Annotated in this window: 18 protein-coding genes and 3 pseudogenes; 7 read left to right on the plus strand and 14 right to left on the minus strand. The window is 68.9% G+C overall.

The features are described 5' to 3' along the window. Positions 1-369: 369 nt before the first annotated feature. The 4 genes and pseudogenes from ACFWBN_RS09105 to ACFWBN_RS09120 all read right to left on the minus strand — a co-directional run bounded on the left by ACFWBN_RS09105 (position 370) and on the right by ACFWBN_RS09120 (position 1,907). A complete protein-coding gene (locus tag ACFWBN_RS09105) occupies positions 370-609 on the minus strand; it encodes a chaplin (protein ID WP_385172910.1) in 240 nt (79 codons plus the stop codon). A gap of 153 nt (positions 610-762) precedes the next feature. Next, positions 763-918, minus strand: coding sequence for a hypothetical protein (locus ACFWBN_RS09110; RefSeq protein WP_385172913.1), 156 nt, complete (start codon positions 916-918; stop codon positions 763-765). A gap of 229 nt (positions 919-1,147) precedes the next feature. Continuing rightward, positions 1,148-1,549: pseudogene (locus ACFWBN_RS09115) on the minus strand (IS5 family transposase); the annotation flags it as partial. A gap of 16 nt (positions 1,550-1,565) precedes the next feature. Next, positions 1,566-1,907 (minus strand): HopJ type III effector protein, encoded by a 342-nt coding sequence (locus ACFWBN_RS09120; RefSeq protein WP_385172916.1) that lies wholly within the window; start codon positions 1,905-1,907, stop codon positions 1,566-1,568. Between the two features lie 760 nt (positions 1,908-2,667). On the opposite strand from ACFWBN_RS09120, the gene ACFWBN_RS09125 reads away from it, so the two are divergent. Both ACFWBN_RS09125 and ACFWBN_RS09130 read left to right on the plus strand, forming a co-directional pair. Beyond that, on the plus strand, positions 2,668-2,946 hold the full coding sequence (locus tag ACFWBN_RS09125; protein ID WP_385172919.1) for a DUF6959 family protein: 279 nt from the start codon (positions 2,668-2,670) through the stop codon (positions 2,944-2,946). Between the two features lie 153 nt (positions 2,947-3,099). After that, the gene (locus ACFWBN_RS09130) at positions 3,100-3,450 is read left to right on the plus strand and encodes a VOC family protein (RefSeq protein ID WP_385172921.1); all 351 of its coding nucleotides are present in this window, start codon (positions 3,100-3,102) and stop codon (positions 3,448-3,450) included. A gap of 385 nt (positions 3,451-3,835) precedes the next feature. Here ACFWBN_RS09130 and ACFWBN_RS09135 read toward each other — a convergent pair whose 3' ends face one another. From ACFWBN_RS09135 to ACFWBN_RS09160, 6 genes are all read right to left on the minus strand, one after another. Then, complete coding sequence (locus tag ACFWBN_RS09135) at positions 3,836-4,435, minus strand: dihydrofolate reductase family protein (protein ID WP_385172924.1); 600 nt, start codon at positions 4,433-4,435, stop codon at positions 3,836-3,838. Next, a complete protein-coding gene (locus ACFWBN_RS09140) occupies positions 4,432-5,286 on the minus strand; it encodes a metalloregulator ArsR/SmtB family transcription factor (protein WP_385172927.1) in 855 nt (284 codons plus the stop codon). The genes ACFWBN_RS09135 and ACFWBN_RS09140 overlap by 4 nt, the downstream gene beginning before the upstream one ends. Before the next feature lie 809 nt (positions 5,287-6,095). After that, the gene (locus ACFWBN_RS09145; protein WP_385172929.1) at positions 6,096-6,311 is read right to left on the minus strand and encodes a cadmium resistance transporter; all 216 of its coding nucleotides are present in this window, start codon (positions 6,309-6,311) and stop codon (positions 6,096-6,098) included. Beyond that, the gene (locus tag ACFWBN_RS09150; RefSeq protein WP_385172932.1) at positions 6,275-6,577 is read right to left on the minus strand and encodes a hypothetical protein; all 303 of its coding nucleotides are present in this window, start codon (positions 6,575-6,577) and stop codon (positions 6,275-6,277) included. The genes ACFWBN_RS09145 and ACFWBN_RS09150 overlap by 37 nt, the downstream gene beginning before the upstream one ends. Continuing rightward, positions 6,535-6,702: a hypothetical protein gene (locus ACFWBN_RS09155; protein ID WP_385173108.1), complete on the minus strand. Its 168-nt coding sequence runs from the start codon at positions 6,700-6,702 to the stop codon at positions 6,535-6,537. Before ACFWBN_RS09155 ends, ACFWBN_RS09150 begins: the two co-directional genes overlap by 43 nt. Positions 6,703-6,976: 274 nt before the next feature. Beyond that, the gene (locus ACFWBN_RS09160; protein ID WP_385172935.1) at positions 6,977-7,267 is read right to left on the minus strand and encodes a hypothetical protein; all 291 of its coding nucleotides are present in this window, start codon (positions 7,265-7,267) and stop codon (positions 6,977-6,979) included. A 652-nt stretch (positions 7,268-7,919) separates the two neighbouring features. On the opposite strand from ACFWBN_RS09160, the gene ACFWBN_RS09165 reads away from it, so the two are divergent. The 3 genes from ACFWBN_RS09165 (at position 7,920) to ACFWBN_RS09175 (ending at position 11,756) form a co-directional block, all read left to right on the plus strand. Beyond that, positions 7,920-8,996 (plus strand): hypothetical protein, encoded by a 1,077-nt coding sequence (locus ACFWBN_RS09165; protein ID WP_385172937.1) that lies wholly within the window; start codon positions 7,920-7,922, stop codon positions 8,994-8,996. A gap of 158 nt (positions 8,997-9,154) precedes the next feature. Continuing rightward, positions 9,155-10,297 (plus strand): hypothetical protein, encoded by a 1,143-nt coding sequence (locus ACFWBN_RS09170; RefSeq protein WP_385172940.1) that lies wholly within the window; start codon positions 9,155-9,157, stop codon positions 10,295-10,297. Between the two features lie 373 nt (positions 10,298-10,670). Continuing rightward, positions 10,671-11,756: a pentapeptide repeat-containing protein gene (locus ACFWBN_RS09175; protein WP_385172943.1), complete on the plus strand. Its 1,086-nt coding sequence runs from the start codon at positions 10,671-10,673 to the stop codon at positions 11,754-11,756. Positions 11,757-11,806: 50 nt separating this feature from the next. Here ACFWBN_RS09175 and ACFWBN_RS09180 read toward each other — a convergent pair. After that, a pseudogene (locus tag ACFWBN_RS09180) lies at positions 11,807-11,959 on the minus strand (IS630 family transposase); the annotation flags it as partial. Then, complete coding sequence (locus ACFWBN_RS09185; protein WP_385172946.1) at positions 11,956-12,690, minus strand: formylglycine-generating enzyme family protein; 735 nt, start codon at positions 12,688-12,690, stop codon at positions 11,956-11,958. The gene ACFWBN_RS09185 and the pseudogene ACFWBN_RS09180, both read right to left, overlap by 4 nt. Positions 12,691-13,008: 318 nt before the next feature. Between ACFWBN_RS09185 and ACFWBN_RS09190 the strand changes: the two genes are divergently transcribed. Then, positions 13,009-13,647: a DUF6338 family protein gene (locus ACFWBN_RS09190; protein WP_385172948.1), complete on the plus strand. Its 639-nt coding sequence runs from the start codon at positions 13,009-13,011 to the stop codon at positions 13,645-13,647. Positions 13,648-13,984: 337 nt separating this feature from the next. Here the strand turns inward: ACFWBN_RS09190 and ACFWBN_RS09195 are convergent. Together ACFWBN_RS09195 and ACFWBN_RS09200 are read right to left on the minus strand one after the other, a co-directional pair. After that, a pseudogene (locus tag ACFWBN_RS09195) lies at positions 13,985-14,122 on the minus strand (IS5/IS1182 family transposase); the annotation flags it as partial. A gap of 309 nt (positions 14,123-14,431) precedes the next feature. Further along, positions 14,432-16,309: an exo-alpha-sialidase gene (locus tag ACFWBN_RS09200; RefSeq protein ID WP_385172951.1), complete on the minus strand. Its 1,878-nt coding sequence runs from the start codon at positions 16,307-16,309 to the stop codon at positions 14,432-14,434. Between the two features lie 310 nt (positions 16,310-16,619). Here ACFWBN_RS09200 and ACFWBN_RS09205 point away from each other — a divergent pair, with 310 nt between their 5' ends. After that, positions 16,620-16,811: a hypothetical protein gene (locus ACFWBN_RS09205; protein ID WP_385172954.1), complete on the plus strand. Its 192-nt coding sequence runs from the start codon at positions 16,620-16,622 to the stop codon at positions 16,809-16,811. Positions 16,812-16,878: the final 67 nt, after the last annotated feature.

The raw sequence follows: 16,878 nt of genomic DNA on the forward strand, positions 1-16,878 counted from the left end.
TGCTGGCACAGTTCGGGCCGGCCCGCCCGGGCGTTCTCCCGGGACTCTTCGGTTCGTACGGGCTCCACCGCGGCGCCGACGATGCCCGAGAGGCACGCTACCTCCCGGTATGCGTGCACCACCACAGCGCTGAGCAGCCGTTCGAACATCCCCACGTCAGCGCCGCGGCGGGGTCGGCCGGCACGGCCGCCCCCTCGTCGGCGAAGGCACCGGGCGCCGCTGACGTACGACGTCATGTGGCCGGCGAGCTCGGCAGTTCCGCGGCGACCAGACGTCCGACCCCCGCTCCGCGCCCGCTGCAGAACCCGCACTCGTCCCCGACCGGGTGGCGCCTCACCCCAACACGGCGCCACCCGGGGGCGAGACGTGTCAGACGTTGACGCAGGTGTTGCCGGCGGCCGGGTTGATCGCCCCGATGATGTTGATGGAGTTGCCGCAGACGTTGATCGGGATGTGGATGGGAACCTGGATCACGTTCCCGGACAGGACACCGGGGGAGCCAGCCGCAATACCCGAGGCATTGGCGTCGGCGGTCGCGACCGAGGCACCACCGAGGAGCGCGAAGCCGACGGCGAGGGCCAGCCCGGCACTCTTCAGGACACGCGACATGTGAAATCTCCTTGTACAGACGGCAAGCGCAGCCAAACCGCGCAGGGGCCCCGGACGGGGTCCGCATCTCTGCTTCGGCAGCCAGAGCCCCGGGCATCCGCCCATGCCCGCCGGATTCCCCCGAAGGAGTGCGCCGGACGGCTGCATTCGGCGTCACCGCGCCCCCTCGGTGCCCGGCACGCCTGCGGCGCCGACGGCGGTGGAGTGCAGGCGCGGGCGGGGTACCGCGTCGGGGACACTCGACTCTGCGAAGCCGCTGTACGGCCGCCGCCGGGCGTCCACCGCCGCGGCTGTCTGACGGAGCGACACCCCAGCCTCCACCGCCGCCTCGTCGGACGCTTACTCTCCGTGGAAGCCCGCAGCGGCATTACCTCCCCGCGAAGGAGCAGTCATGGCTGATCTGACGGACGCCCAGCGTTTCTATGCCTGGGGACGTTCCCAGTTCGAGAGTCAGGCCGCTCCGGTCGTCTGGGCCGGCCGTGTACTTCGCGGCGCCAGCCGGAACCTCGGAGCCTTCCCGGAGATCGGCGAGGCCCTGCTACTGGCTGAGAACGAGGAAGGCTTCGTGGTTATCGGCGCGTCGTTGCCATCGGATGCGGAGTCGGCGGTAGCCGTGAAACCAGGCGATGGTCCGCTCGACAACCCATCGGTGGATTCCGAGGCTGGATCCGTGCGGGACGCCGCGGCGGGCGATCACCGGTTTGACGCCCATCGCCCAGACCAGACGGCGGTACTTGTCATGGTCGTAGCCGCGGTCGCCGAGCAGGGTGTCGGGCCGCTTCCGAGGCCGTCCCACCAGGCCCGCAACCGACGAGATCTTATTCAGCAGGGGTATGAGCTGAGTGACGTCATTGCGGTTCCCGCCGGTGAGCGAGACAGCGAGTGGGATGCCTCGGCCGTCGACGACGTTGATGTGGTGCTTGCTGCCCGGACGCGCGCGGGCTTCTGTTAGGACATCAGCTCTTGCGGGCCAACGGTTGCCCGGCGAAGCTCACCCCGTCCAGGCCATGGGCCATGAGGTTGCGAATGTTGCCGTGATCAGTGCCGTTCGGCGTCGCCAGCACACTGCGATAGTGCTCACCGAATGCCAACAGCGCCTCTTGGTCGCTCAGCCCTTCCAGCAGGGCCAGTCCCAGCGTCTTGCAGGAACCCTCGTTCTCACCTGCGGCATTTTCCAGTTCCCCGTTGCGGAACGCCTGCGGCTGATACTCGTAATGCGCGGCTACGAAGGCCAAGGTGTCGGCGAACTCGTGCTCACCTGACGCAAGGCTTGCCCGCAGCGAGTTCAGATCAGTCATGTTGGTTCCCCTGGGTTGAACAGACGATCCGATTGTCGTCCGTGACCGGACGACAATACCCCCTTACGGCCAGCTGGTAAGAATGGCGCGACACGTCCGAACGAGCGGCATCTCCGCAGGTCACGATGTGCGTCTGTGCGACCCGCCGAGAGCCGGTTTCGGTCCGGGCGATCGGCCGAGAGGGCGGTGGTGGACGCCGTCGCCCTTCGGGCGGCAGTCGCGGAGACCGCGGGTCGGGGCCCGGCTACTCCGACGAGCTGAAGGCCGCCCTGGGCGGACCGCTCTACGGCGGCGGGCAGGTCGCGGCCGCCGGTAGCGCCCGTCATGCACTGGGGCGACGTCCGTGAGCTGGGGAGGAACCCGGGGGCCTGGCCAGTGACACCGGACCACGACCGTCCGCGCTGCGTGACCGCGTACGGCCGCACCGACCGCAGGTCCTCTACGACGGCATCCCGCTGGTCGGTGTGACTCCCTCCGCCCTCGACGCGGCCGTGATCCAGCATGCCGAGAAGCACGACCTGCGCCTGCGTTTCAGCCCTATCGGAGCGGCCGGCCTGGAGGGGCTCAACCTGGCCTTGGGCACGACGAGGGTCGGGGACGCCACAGTCAGCGAGGCCACGTTCTTGGCTCTCCCGGGGAACACCCTGCCTACCCCGATTTGAGCACGAAGTTGTCCAGGTGGGCCAAGTATCAGGTTCTGACCGTTCTTCCGTGATGGCTATGCCTGGAGCAAAGGGCAGGTCTGAGGTTGGATGGCCGGATGGAACGTATCGAGGCTGAGCTGTTCACGGACCCGGGGAACGACGCGGTCGTCCGTCTCCCCCCGCGTAATTTCCCGGGCGTGCTGATCCAGGGAGACTCTCTGTCGATCATCCGCGCCGACATCGCCGAAATCGTAGAAGCATGCGACCAGGGCGACGTTGCTGAAGCCCGCGAGGCTGCGGCCATCCTCCTCTCCAACCTTGACGAGCTGCTGGCTCGCTACACGGCAGCTTTGAAGGCGCACGACATACCCATCCCCTTCTACCAGGCTCCTTGATCGCCCAGTTGCACCACGTCGCAGCTGGCAGCATGCGCTGAGGAGCGGAGATTGCGGGGACGTTCCGCCAGGGCATCACGTCGCCATGAAGGCCTGAGCGTGCCAGGATGCCGGGACATAACCGCCAGTACGTCGACGGGACAGGAGCCGGCCATGATCAGCGGTGCACATGTCATCCTCTACAGCCAGGACGCGGAGGCGGACCGCGCCTTCCTCCGTGACGTCCTCGACTTTCCCGGCGTCGACGCGGGTGGCGGCTGGCTCATCTTCAAGCTGCCCCCGGCCGAGGTGGCCGTGCACCCGACCGACGGCCCGCCCCAGCATGAGTTCTTCCTGATGTGCGACGACCTGGATGCACAGCTCGCTGAGCTCCGCGCGCAGGGCGTCGAGATCACCCGCCCGATCAGCGAACAGCGCTGGGGCAAACTGACTGCGATCCGGCTCCCCAGCGGCGCCGAACTCCCGCTGTACGAACCGCTGCACCCCATCGCCCACAGCCTGTGACCTCACGGCACTCCGCTCATCGGGACGAATCTCAGGGTGGCCGCGGAGCGTCGGAAGCCCATCCCTCCACGCCGCCCGGTTCCCGCAGTGCCGGCATCGGTCCGACGTTCGAGCCACCGGCCCTACGCGGGCCCGCGCCTCCGGACTTGCCCTTGACCCGTAGGGCACCATCCGCCTGGACATGGACAAGCGCCTCGACCTGGGGTCACCCCTTCGCCGTACCCAACCCAGCCCCGCCCTCCGGCGGATGCCGCCGACCGATCGAGTACAGAGAGACGATGAAGGATTTCCAAGACTTCACCGCCTCCGGATGGATGAACGAGGCGATCGGTGGGCACCTGCCAGGCCGCCCACCCCCGCCTGCTGAGTACGCTGATCGGCCGGATCAGCGCACTCGGTCGTAGACCATGGCGATCTCACCCAGATCGCCGGTCTCCTGATGGGTGAGCTTCCATTTCGAGCTCGGCAGGCCGTCGTCGAACAGCCGCTGCCCGCCCCCGACGATCTCGGGGACGACCATGAGATACAGCCGGTCCAGCAGGTCCTCCGAGAGAAGCGCCTTGATCACGCTGGCGCTGCTGTTGACGAGGATGTCGCCCTCACCGGTGGTCTTGAGGTCGGCGACGACGTCCGCAGCGGGGGCGTTCACCACGCGCGCGTTTTCCCACGGCGCCTCGGCCAAGGTGGTCGAGAAGACCACCTTTTCCGTGTCGACCAGCCACTTCGCATATCCACGATCACGTGGATCGGCGTTCTCGTCCGCGGCGACCGACGGCCAGTACCCCAGGAATCCCTCAGCGTTGACCCTGCCGAGCAGCGCGGTCGTCGCGCCTTCCCAGATGCGGGTGAGGTGGTCGCGCGCGACCTCGGTGGTCACGTACGGGGCGAACGCGCCGAAGTCGTTGGCTCCACCGGGACCGTTGTAACGCCCGTCGAGACTGAGGGCCAGGTTCGCGGTCACCCTGCGGCCGGTCGAGTTGGTCATTTCTCGCTCCTTGTGTCGGCACTGTCGGTGTCGTGCGGGTTCGCGGCGAGGGTCGCCACGAGTCGGTCGAGGCTCTGGCCGAAGCCGATCTCGATGCCGGCGATGAAGTCCGCGGAGTCGACGGTGCTGTCGGTGATCTGCCAGTGGGCGTCGAGGTCCGTGCCGGTGTCGGTGGGCGTCAGGCCGAGGTCGACGTGGGCGGTGAAGGCGATGCCCCCGTCGGGCAGCACCGGAGAGAGCCGGTAGGTCAGGCGCTCACCGGGGCGTACGTCCTCGACGACCCCCTCCGCCCGACCGGCGACGAGGTCAGAGCCGTCGGTGTCCTCGGCGTCGCGGTACTCCTGGACGATCCGCCCACCAGGTCGCGCCTCGAAGACGAGCTCGGAGACGCGCAGGTCATCCGGTGTCCACCATCGGGCGAGCAGGGACGCCTCGGTCAGCTGCTGCCAGACCAGCTCGGGGCGCCCCGTCAGCGACCGGTGGAACCTGAACGAGCGGCCGTCGGCCCACCCCGATTCCTCGGCGGCGAGCCGCTCCGCGCGGAGACTGAGTCCATAGCGGTCGTAGGTCGCTCGGGGGCCATCGACCTGGTCGGCAGTGTCGGCGAGCTGGTTGAGCGCCGCTGCCAGCTCTCGCAGAGGGGCAGGCCGAAGCGCATAGATCCGTCGCTGGCCCGTGCGCTGGGAGGTGACGATGCCGGCGCGCTCAAGGGTCTGCAGATGCTTGGTCGTCTGCGGTTGGCGTGCCTCGGCGAGCTGGGAGAGGACGCCGACCGGGCGGGGCCGCTCGGCCAGCAGTCTCACGAGCCGCCAGCGGGCCGGGTCGGCCAGTGCGGTGAGGAGTGCATCCATGGACGCCAGTATTCCTTGCAGCGAATATTCTTGTCAAGGAATAAGTAGCTGAGTCGTCGAGGCGCACCAGGATCAGCCGGGCCAGCCCTGGTGCGTATCCGGCCTTGGGGGAGGGCTTGCCGGTGTGCGGATGGACCGAGCCCGGCCGCGGGCGTTCGGGTTCCGTCGGCGACGCTGCGGGTTCGGTGCGTGCGGAGCCATCCGACCAGTGCGGAGGTCTCTGCCGGTGCCGGCAGAGCGGGTCGTGAGCGCAACTCTTCGCGGTCACCGGATGGTTGTCGTCCAGGATCAGGCTGCGCAGGTACGGAGCAACGTGAGCAGCGATCGTGCCGTCACGTCAGCGTCAGCGACGGCGTACCAGGGGATGGCGTCCAGCTCGATGACCGAACCGACACGGGGCAGATCGGCCCGGCCTTCGATCACCTGATGGCGCAGGTCGCCGTGCGGGAGGAAATCCGCGTTCCGAGACCCGGCGCGGGAAGGCCACGCGTGAAGCCCGACAGTCTGGCGGGCGACAAGGCATACAGCAACGGCCCTGTTCGCGAGTACCTGAGACGGCGGGGTATCCGCCACACGATCCCGGAGAGGACCGATAGCCGGGCCGCCCGTCTGCTCAAAGGCTCACGCGGCGGACGGCCGCCCGGGTTCGACGGGGACCGCGACAAGAAGCGCAACACCGTCGAGAGGGCTATCAACCATCTGAAGCATTCCCGCCCAGTGCGGGGCGCGGGTCGACGGGCTGCTTGTAGTCCTTCGGCACCTCGGCATCGGGATGTCGCCAAGGATTCGAACGGTGGGTGCCGGCCGACTCACAGGCCGAAGGCGCCGCCCTCGATGAGGATGAGCAGGCCGATGACGATCAGGACCAGGGGCAGCAGGATGTGGCCCCAGCGGGCGAGGGCTTTGGCGATGACGGGGCGGGTGGCGAAGTACCGGCCCGCGAAGCACCACACGGCCACCAGGACGAGGAACACCGCGACGTACACGCTCATCCCGCCGATGCCGGCGGTGGCGAAGACGGGCACGTAGACGCCGATGTTGTCGCCGCCGTTGGCGAAGGTGACCGCTGCGACCTCCAGCGGGCCCGGCCCGCCCTCCTTCGCTGGTGCGCCACCTCGTCGTCCCCGCCGTCGCGGTGGTCCTTCCACGCCTGCCAGGCCGCCTTGAGGCCCAGCGCGAGCGGGAGCAGACCGAGATAGGGGATGGCGGCCTCGGGCAGGAAGGTGGCGCCGAACGCGGCGGCCACCGCTACGGCCAGGATCGCGGCGAACCCCAGGTACTGGCCGAGCATGATGCGGCGGGTGGAGCCGCGGTGCCCGGCTCCCTGGGCGAAGAACAGCGCGCCAGGATCAGGATGTCGTCGATGTTGGTCACGGCGAACAGCCCGGCCGCCTGTCCGATGATGCCCGGGTCCACGAGTAGGTGTGCTCCTTGGATGTGGTGTCCGGTGACGCTACCGGTACCCCCCCATACCGAGCCCCTCGCGGGGCCGAGGCCGACCGCAGGCCGTGCCTGGGCGGAGCGGTCAGGCTGACCCTGGAAGAGGGGGCGGCCGGCCGACGGGGGGAGTGGGGGAGGGCATGGTGCGCTGCTGGTGACGGCGGGGGACCGATGACTCATCGTTCGATTACCTCGCAGCGGCTGCCTACGGGGCAGACGGGTCAGGCTCCCTTGACCCCCGGCGGGCCTGTCAGTCTTCCTCTCGCAGCGGGACGTGGCCTGCCGCCTTCTGCACCGTGGCCTCCAGCTCGTCGCGGTCCAGACCGATCGCCTCCGCGTAGTGGTCCAGGGCCGTATCCAGCAACCACCAGGGCTCGCGAGCGTCTTCCCAGGCGTCCCGCCAGGTCACGTGCTGCTCGTCGGTCCACTGAGCCGCGTCGCCGAGTTCCTCCTGAAGGCGCGTCAACTCGGCGTGCGCTTCGTCGGTCGCTTCCTGCATCTCGATCAGTTCGTCCAGGACGTCAGACAGTTCGATTTCCACTCCGGGATCTTAAGCGTCAAGACCCGCCCGGCTCGCAGTGCCGCCGGATCGTTAGGCCGCCGCTCGGGTAGGGTCCCCGGCCAGCCGGCCGGCCACGCCATGTGATGGGCCAGGGCGGCCCCGGCCCCGCCCGGCAGGATGCCGACGGCAGAAGGGACAGGGCGACAGCGCCCACTTCCCCTCAGCCTCTAAAGCCGCACTTGCTGTCTGAATCCTTGAATGATGCTGTAGACGCTAGCTCAGACAGCCGCTAGAGTCCGCATCTGCGGATTACATGGAGTGCAGGTCGGATCCCTGTGCAGTGTGTGGAGCGTGGCTCACGAGGGCTCTCCCTACCGAGGGACAGGGCCAGGGCCGCATCGCAACCAGGTCAACGCTGCGTCGGCAAGGGATGAGCAAGACGATCAGCAAGTACCCGGTCCCGTACGTCGGTTAGCCATCGGTCAGCGCGAGGCGTCTGCGCAGTACCCGTCGTCCACACCCAGCCGAACCCGCACCTTCTGCGGCAAGCCCCGGCGCCGAGCTCCGCTTCCGACCACCACGTCGACGAAGACCCCGGACCGTCACCGCGCCCCGGCGTCGATCCCCGAGCGGTCGGACCCCTGCCACGTCCCGCCACGTCGAAGACACGTTCAAGCAGAGAGAGAAGCCCATGACAAGGATGTTCCCGCGGCGCTCCACCATCCCAGGCAAGGCCCTGATCCTGGGCGCCTTGCTGACAGTGGCAGTGCCAGGAACCGCCTACGCCAACACCGTGAGCGTCACCGTGAAGACCCCCGGTGCCACCAGCGGCCCCGCGAGCGCCAATTCTGAGATCTCGACCCACGCGGACTGTTCGAGCGGCCTGATCTCCGGCGGTGGGATCAACCAGGCCCTCGGCACCGGCGGGGCAGTGAACGGCAACCACGTCAACGGCACCTCGCCCAGCCCCGACGGCACCACCGAATACACCGGCACCACCGGTGTCGTCGGCACCGACCTCACGCACTGGCTCGGCATCGGCGGCACCGGTGGCCAGGTCAACGCCTCCTTCTCCACCACGCCTTACGCGATGTGCTTCACCAGCAACCTGATCAACCACACCCAGGTCGTCATGAACAAGGCCAACACCCCCACCACCGGGTCGACGGTCGGCCGCGTCACCGCGACCTGCCCGGCCAACACCCGTCTGCTCGGCGGCGGCGCCCGGACCACCCCGGGCAATACCGGCTCCCTCAAGCCGATCGCGAGCTTCCCCACCTTCAATGACAGCGCACACGGCTTCGGTCAGAAGGCCGCGGCCAACGGAGAGACCAACCCCGACTCCTGGACCGCCGTCGGGTGGGACAACAACAACGCCTCCAACCAGACCTTCGCCTACGCGATCTGCAGTGGGAACGGCATCAACGTCAGCGGCGTCACCGTGAAGGTCCGCTACAGCGAGGTGAGCGGCCCGACCGCCGGCAGCACGGGCCTGAAGGCGACGGTCACCTGCGGTGGTGGGGACGGGAAGCTGGTCAGCGGTGGCGCCGCCATCAGCGGGGGCAACGTGACCACCACCAACTTCACCGGACCGGGCTCGGGCGGTGACCACCTCAACGGCAGCTACCCCAGCGACTCCGGCGGCAACCCCGTGAGTGACGGGACCACTACGGCGGCGTCCTGGACGGCCTTCACCCACACCGGTGGAGCGTCCTCGCCCAACACCTACACCGACGTCTGGGCGCTCTGCGCCGACGACGGCGTCTGAGTCACCGGCGCCACCGGTTCACGAGCGGGCGCGACGCCGACCGCAGCCCGCCCGTGGACCACCCGTTCCACCCGTTCCACCCGCACAACGCCGCATCCGAACGACGCCCGCTCTCATGCCACGTCCGCCGTGCGTTGACACCAGAAAGACAGAATTCGATGAACAAGAAGTCCCTGCACCGTTCCGTCCTGGCGAAGGTGCTGGTCCCGGGCGCCCTGATCGCCCTGGCGGTCCCGGAAATCGCCTACGCCGACGTCGCGAGCGTCACCGTGAAGGTCCCCGAAGCCACCATGGGCCCCGCGACCACCTTCACCGGTGTCTCGTCCCACTCGGACTGCGCCGGCGGTCTCGTCTCCGGCGGCGGGGTCAACCAGACCATCGGCACCGAAAGCACGCGCAACGGCAACCACGTGCTGGGCATGGCTCCCAGCCCCGACGGCCTCACCGAGTACACCGAGTCGCCCGGGGTCGTCGGTACCGACGTCAGGCACTGGCTTGCGTTCGGCGGCAGCGGGGGCAACGCCAGTCCCGCCTTCTCCACCACTTCGTACGCGGTCTGCCTCTCCACCCCACGGATCAGGCACACCCAGGTCGTCATGAACCGGAAGGCCGGGCCCTCCGCCCCGCAGTCGGCGGAGGTCGTCGTGGCGACCTGTCCTCCCGGCACGCTGCTGCTCGGCGGCGGCGTGCGAAACACTCCCGCCAGCGTCGGCAGCCTCAAGCCGGTCGCCGGCTTCCCCACCTTCAACGACGCCGCACACGACTTCGGCCGGAAGGCCGCTGCCGACGGAGAGACCAACCCCAACTCCTGGACCGCAGTCGGGGGGATCGGCGGCGGACACGGCAACAACGACAACACGGCGTACGCCTACGCGATCTGCACCGGTGACCGCGTCAACACCAGCGGCATGACGACGAAGGTCCACTTCCGCGAGGTGGCCGGCCCGACCGAGGGCGGCACCGGCCAGACGGCGACCGTCGGCTGCGCCGACGACAACGGACAAGACCGGGGCGGGCGCGGCCGCAACGGAGATAGGGGCGACAGGAGCATCCTGATCAGCGGGGGCGCCGCCACCAGCGGAGGCAACGTGACGACGAACGGCTACACCAAGGCGGGCTCGGGCGGCACCCACCTCAACGGCAGCTTCCCCAGCGACGCCGACGGCAGTCCGGTCAGTGACGGATCCACCACGGCCGCGTCCTGGACGGCCAACATCCACGCCGGAGGATCACCCTCGCCGAACACTTACACCGACGTCTGGGCACTGTGCCTGACCATGCACCACGAGCACCAAAGGTAGCGATCGCTGCCATGTGAAGGCGAGCAGCGGGCACGAGGAGATGAAGCGGCGTCGCAAGGAAGACCTGCGCGACGAGGGCCGGTTGCGCGCGCGGCCCCGGCTCGGAAACCCGATCCCCCGCCGAGGGCCGCGCCCGCAGTGCGGTGCGCGGCCCGCCCCGTGTGCTGGCTCGCGGCGCCGAGCTCGCGGGGTGGCCGCTGCCGCGCGGCAGCCACCTTGACCTGCGGATCGTTCCTGGTGCTCTGACCGGATAGGTGCTCCGGCTTCCGGACCGCCCTGCGATCATGTGCGCATGGATACGGGGGGATCTACTCATACGCGGCGCATACCGGGCGCCTCTCGGCGGCGTCGGGTCAGTTCCGCATTCTTCGCGGTGGCGGCGGTGCTGGCCGTGCTCGTCGCGCTGGCCGTAGTGGTCGTGGTGCTGCCGGGGCTGGTGGTCGAGCGCGATCTCGGCGGGGCCAGGATCTCGGCCGCTGAACGGCTCGCAGCTGTGAACAACGTACGCACGACGCTCGTGCAGGTGGTCGGTGGCGCTGTCGTCCTCTTCGGCGCGTACGCCACCTGGCGGCAGTTGAGGGTCAACCAGGAGGGGCTGCACGCCACCCGGGAGGGACATATCACGGACCGCTTCAGCCGGGCGGTCGACCAGCTCGGCAGCGAGAAGACGGACGTGCGGATCGGCGGTCTCTACGCGCTGTGGCGGATCGCGGACCATTCGGCTCGCGACAGGGAGGCGGTCATCTCGATCAAGGCCGCGTTCCTCCGGACTCACCTGCCATGGCCTCCGCAAGCGCAAGACTCGCCGACGGCGGAAGCCTCGATCAACTCCGTGCCTCCGCTGGAGACCCGTGCCCCGGATGCCCAGGTGGCGCTCACCGGCCTGGGAGTCCTGTGCCAGGAACGCCGGCCCGACTGGCTCAACGTCAGCTACACCGACCTGCGTCGGGCCGACTGCGACGGACTGTGGCTGCACCACATCAATTTCGACGGCGCCTGCCTGGAAGCGGCGAGCATCTACCAGGTCAACCTGACCAAGGCATCGCTGATCGCGGCCAACATGCGGCACGTGGAGCTCGGGACGTCGATCCTCCACCAGAGCCGCTGCATCGAAGCCGACCTGCGCGGCGCTCGCATGGTCAGGGCCGACCTCCGCGAGGCCGACTTCTCCGGGGCCGACCTTCGGGAGGCGAATCTACGCAAGGCGCGGGGCCATGGCACCAAGTTCACCGGCGCGGATCTGAGACTCGCTGACCTCCGAGGAACCGACCTCACCGGTGCCGACCTGACACGGGCGAAGCTGGAGGGCGCACTGGCAAGCGACGTCACCATCTGGCCGACAGGCTTCGACATCCAGGCGGCCGGCGTCGTCATGGTCGAGGACCCCGGTGCCGAGCCGAGCATCCTGCTGCAAGCCGCCGCGCTCGCGAGGAACGTCCCACCCCTGCACTCGGCCTGATGCTTCAACCGAGGCGTCCCGTCGGGCGGGTGCACGAGGGGTCGTCCGCCTCAGCGGATGCCCATCTCGCTGCGGATGCGGGCTCGTCCGCTTCGTTGTGCTGCGAGGACGTCGGGGTGGCGGGCGTTCTTGTTGCGCCAGCGCAGGTGGGCGTGCAGGGCCCGGGTCTGGGCGGTGTGGTTGGGGCGGCGGGAGTTGTCTAAGCGGCCGGTGCTGCCAGACGGAAGCTCACGCCGATCGCTTCGAGATCCGGCTCATAGGCGCCGTGCCGGCGGGCGCACCGGGCCAGGTCCCGGTCGTGGCGGAACGAACCGCCGCGGGTGATGTGCCGGTCGAAGGCCCAGTCCTCGGTGCTCGGCACCTCGGCGGGCGCGCCCGGGTAGGGAGCGTAGAGGGTAGAGGTCCACTCGTCGGCGTTACCCGCCATGTCCAGTACCCCGAAAGGGCTGGCGCCCTTGGGGAACGAACCGACTGGCGTCGTGGTGCCGATACCGAGGTCCACCAGATTGGCCCGGCCGGTGCGGTACTCCTCACCCCATGGAAACTCCCGGCCGTCGTCGCCCCGCGCGGCACGCTCCCACTCGTCCTCCGTGGGCAGCCGTACACCGAGGCCGAGCCGTTCCCCGAGCCACCGGCAGTAGGCCGTCGCCGCCTCCCAGGCGACCCCGATGACCGGGTGGTCCGCCGGCCCCCGTGGGGCCGGGCGGCCGGTGGCCGCCGCGAAGAGGGCCCACTGGCCGACCGTGACCGGGGTGCGGGCGATCCGGAACGCCGGGACGTGGATCTCCGCGCGCGGTGCTTCCTTCATGTACCACTCCACCGGCACCCCGGTGTCCGCATACCGGCGGGCCACTGCCGCCACCTCGTCGACCGGCGTACCCCGACGCAGCAACCCGGCAGGTACCTCCACCCAGTTCACGTGCTCCACCCGCATGGCTCCTCCTCGGCTCGAACGGACAACCCTCATGATCACCTCGATGGTTGGAGCCGGCATCGGCCGATGGACCCATCTCTACAGCGACCTTGGAACCAGGACATCGGGCCACGGACCGGCTGTGCTCCTGCATGGCGAGTGGCGCACGTTCGCGGGCTCTGTCGCTGATCTTGTGATGTCGGGCGGCTGAACTGCCCCGCCTCCGGCGCGGGCCGGAGGCGTGAGGAGCCGGGCCGTACGAGGTGGTGGATGCCCCGCGCCAGCCGAACTGAGCTCAAGTAGGCTGGACTGCAAGGGAAGTTGGAGGGAGGGGGGATCATGGGAGGGGCTCCGGCCACCCTCGTTCAACTGGCATTGATTGTCTTGTTCGTCGCTCCCGGGGTGACGTACCAACTCCTTCGGGAGCGTCGGCGCGGGTCGACACCAGGCGAGCAGGACATCGCCCAACGGGTGCTGCGAGCATTGATCGCATCCGTTGTGCTGGACGCGCTTTACGTTTTGGCGATCGGCCCGCAATTGATCGCATTGTTCGATGTCGGGCAGGGGTGGGATGGCCTGCGTCAGCACCCCCGGTCGGCTGCAGCCCTCATCTTGGGACTGGTCTTCGCCGTTCCCGCTGGAGCCGCGTGGGGGTTATCTGAGCTGGAACGCCGCAGACTCCGGGGCAGCTATCGCAGCACGCCGACTGCTTGGGACCACGCGTTCCGTGACTGCCCACCGTCTTTCGTACGTGTCCGCCTGAAAGACGGTTCCTGGATTGGAGGGTGGTATGGAGCGAAATCCTACGCCACTTCCTTTCCTCACCCTCCAGAGCTTTTCCTGGAGCGGTCCTATCGAATGAAGAGCGATGGCGGCTTCAGCTCCGAGGTCGCTCGATCCATGGGGATATACGTGAAGTGCGCAGACATCGACTTCTTTGAAATTCTCGCAAACTCGGATAGCGGAGGTACGCGATGAGTCAGGGTGAGAACGAGGCAGGACGGGAAACCGCCTCCAACGATGTGAACTCCGAGGTGTCGAGCTGGCTTTCCCCCGGTCGGGTCGGGGATCAGGAGCAGATCCGAGAGGGCTACAGTCCTGCCGATGACACGGCCCACCCGGGCGTGCTCCCCGACGGACCTGCGGGCGTTTCCTCCAGTAGCACGGAGATCATCTCAACCATCTCCGACAGCACACGCAGTACCCCTGGCACAAGCGGTACAGGCAGCACGGGCGGCGGCTCCGGCCTGGAAAGGGGCTGAAGCCACCCACCGGGCCATAGCGGTCAGCCGGCGGTCAGCGACCCCGGCCACCCCCGGTAGTTCTTGGACTGCTCTGCCACCGCGTGGTCCCGGGTCGGAGCGAGGCTGCCGTCCACGATGAGCACTGTGCCTTTTGCGAGCCGCTGGCGGGGCTGGAGCGCGAGCATAGGCCCGAGGTGGTCGATGATGCGGTCCGTCAGCCGGGGATGAGGCAGTCGAAGATGCTTGCACGGGCGAGCCGTTCGGCCTCCATCTGGGTGAGTGCGGCCCGGCAGGCATCTTCATCGACGGGAACCTCGGCGACCCGGAACTGACCCCGCAGACCGTGGCCGACCGGCACAACATCTCGCTGAGGAGTCTCTACCAGCTCTTCCGGAACGAGCCCGTGAGCGTGGCCGCGCACATACGCCGGGCCGTCTGGAGCGAGCCTCCGCCGAACCACCTCTGCGCCCGCACGCCCGCCATACCGGACCGCACACGGAGTTGAGGGGCGGGCGGCTCTACCAGATGGTGGCGAACCCGAGCCGCAGGCGCTCCTGGTCGTTGGCGACGCTGAGCGCGCCGTTGCGGACGCTGGTGGCCTCCTCGGCCGTCAGCCCCCGGCCGAAGATCCGGACGTCATCCAGGTCGCCCTTGAAGAGCTCGGTGACCCCGGCCGGCTGGTTGGGGAAGTCCGGCCGGGCACCGACGTGGATGGTGAACTCGTCGGACGGCGTGATGTCCCCGGCCGGAGCGGCCGCGGTGAACTCCTGGCCCCCGTCGACGGACAGTATGAGCCGGCCGTTCTGCCGCTTGAACACCGCGTGGTGCCAGTTGCCGTCGTTGTAGGACGACGTGGTCTTCACCTCGGCGTACGCGTCGCCGGTGCTGATGGCGGCACGCAGCTGGTTCTTGCCGGGCTCGGCCTTCAGCCAGAACTGCCGGACCTTGTCACCCATGCCGTAGCCCCAGACGATGGGCAACCCGCCCGACGTGGCCGAGTGCTTGAACCAGGCCGAGACCGTGAAGTCGCCCTGTCCCAGGCGCAGCGACGGGGAGCAGTTGACGACCCGCAGGTAGTCGTCCTGGCCGTCGAAGGCCATGGCCTTGCCGGCGCCGCGGTCGGTGAGCTGGGCCCCACCGTGGATGACGGCGTGGTTGCCGTAGCCGTTGGGGCCGGTGTCCGCGGTGCGGGGCAGCCGCAGCTCCTGCTGGGCCGCGTCCATCTGGCCCTCGGTGAAGGAGGTGAAGCTGACGTTGCCGTGCGGGATGTTGTTCGCGTTCTCGTACAGCACGCCGATGGTTCCGGTGGGCGACAGCGTCAGGTCCGAGTAGCCGGCCCGGCCCGGGGTGACCACCGTACCGACGGTCTGCCAGGTCTTTCCCTCGTCGAACGACGAGCGCACGGCCAACTCCCGTCGGTCCTCCAGGGTGTTCGGACCCAGACGGGCCGGGGCGGAGATGAGCAGCCGGTCCCGGGCACCTCCCATGTCCTTGGCGCTCGCGCGCAGCAGCGAGCCGAAGGCCGGGGCGGTGTCGAGGTTGGCCACGGGCGTGAACGGCGCGGCGAAGGTTGCGCCGCCGTCCGCGCTGGTCGCCGCCAGCCGGTGCTCGTTGGTGTTGCACCTGACCGAGCTCCGCGCGTTCACGTACAGGCCGCCGTCGGTGGTCTCCGCGACCGTCAGCTCACCCGGGTAGGCGGCGCTGTTCTCGACGTCGGAGCGCGCACCGAGGGCCCAGGTCAGCCCACCGTCGTCGCTGTAGTAGAGCTGACCGCCGGCCTTGCCGTCCTTGGTCGTGTGGTCACCCGTCACGACGAGCCGGCCGTGGTGCGCACCGCGGCTGAGCTGGACGCCGTGCCCCGGCCCCGTGGATACCCAAACCCAGTCCGCGGGCTTCAGGTGACCCAGCGAGGCCCCGCTCTGCCATGCGGCCCCCTCGTCAAGACTGTGCGCCACGCGCAGGCTGCGGGCGCCGCGGTTGAGGGTGCCGTCGGGGTTCTCGCTCCACGTGCTGGTGGCGTACAGCAGGGAGACCCGGCCGGTGACGGCGTCGACGACCGGCGAGGGGTTCCCGTTCGCGTCGGCGTCGTTCGCACCGGCGACCACGGTAAGCGGCCCCCAAGTCTTCCCGCCGTCCGTCGACTTCTTCATCACGATGTCGTTGTGCCCGATGTCGCTGCAGGTGCTGACCCGGCCCTCCGCGAACGCGAGGAGGGCACCGGAGCGCGTGGTCACCAGGGAAGGGATCCTGAAGCAGTAGTAGCCCTCGCTGCGGGTGGCGAACGGCGTGGTCGTCTCCGACCCCACTGACGCCGCGGCCGGCGCCGCCCGAACCACGGCGGTGGCCCCGAGCACGGCGAGCCCCAGGGCCGCGACCGTCCACACGGGCGGAGCCAAACGACGTGCGCCTGGGCGTTGCTGACGAGCAGTTGGCATGGAACGCATCTCCTGCTTCTACAGGTGGCACCTCGCATGGCACGCCGACAGTCAGGCGTGTGCGGGTGAGTGGAAGGAACCCCGACGAACGACCGTCACCGACGTTCAGCCGTAGCCGAACCTGGCCCGACCCGCGTTCGGGCGCCACCGTTCGCGCCGGGGCCGTTCGTTTGGCGGAGGATCCCCCGCGGCAACGCCATCGCCGCGTGTGGGCATTCCCTGGCCGGAAAGGTGGTGCGGGGACCGCTCTGGGTCCGAGAACATGGCGGGTATGCGGCAGAGGTCACCTCAGGAGAAGAAGCGGCTGAGCTATCTGAAGGACCGCCGGAACGTCTACGGCGAGAACCAGAAGAGCTCGCGGAGGAACATCCCGCGCTCGCGGCGGGCCCAGCTCGGCATCAATACTGCTCCGCGCAACCAAGAACGGCTGCGGCGCATCCGGCGGGCGTCGCGACGATCCTAGGAGCGGATCCGAAGAGGGGGGGGTGAGTCCCGACGCGACTGTTGAGGACCTCCGACCCACCGCCGGC

Source organism: Streptomyces sp. NPDC059989 (assembly GCF_042736975.1).
Classification (GTDB): Bacteria; Actinomycetota; Actinomycetes; order Streptomycetales; family Streptomycetaceae; genus Streptomyces.